The sequence below is a fragment of the Vibrio sp. 1401 genome (assembly GCF_033340295.1).
In genome coordinates this window covers 1-580 of sequence record NZ_JAWOWF010000615.1, presented here as the reverse complement: position 1 = coordinate 580, position 580 = coordinate 1, and the positions used below count along the sequence as shown (strand labels likewise).

General features: G+C 45.9%; 1 protein-coding gene and 1 pseudogene. Both read right to left on the bottom strand.

What is annotated here, in order from left to right:
* Positions 1-133, bottom strand: a pseudogene (locus tag R7Z77_RS27160) (VanZ family protein); the annotation flags it as partial.
* A 2-nt stretch (positions 134-135) separates the two neighbouring features.
* Positions 136-580: polysaccharide biosynthesis C-terminal domain-containing protein (locus R7Z77_RS27155; RefSeq protein ID WP_318137279.1), on the bottom strand; the 445-nt coding region annotated here is incomplete at its 5' end.

Sequence of the window (580 nt, the reverse complement as noted above, 5' to 3'; positions counted from 1 at the left end):
TGCTTGAGCCTCCAACATAGTTCTCCATATTCAGATAAACGGCATGATTTAGCTCTGAACTCTTCCACAAAGAAAGGCCGATGGTCAGTAGAGATATAGAAATAAAACCTAAACGTGCGATCGTCGAAGTCATCGTTACCCCACAGGAAAGAAGCCTAAATAGCGTTTTACAAAATAGAGCGCGGCAAGGTTTTGGATCGCCATGCCGATCGCCATTGCCCATGCAGCCCCCAGAACGCCGTAGCTTTGGCTAAGAAAAACCAAAAGAGCGATGGAAATAGTGCCTGAACAAATCGTGATGTATTTCATCGTTCTCTCATGGCCGCTCATTAGCAATAAAAATCCTACCGAGCCAGTGGCGATATTGACCAGCTGCCCTAAAGAAAGGACAACTAACAGCGGAGCTGCCGCAAGAAATTCATCACCAAAAAGCTGCATGACGAATTCAGGAAATAGGGTGCAAACTAAGACAGGAAGCAAAGCTGCGCCAATGTTTGCACGACAAGCCCATCGACTTAAATTTCGCAGTTTATCCAGCTTTCCCTCTTTAAAAAGAGAGGCGAACATTGGGGCAACAACG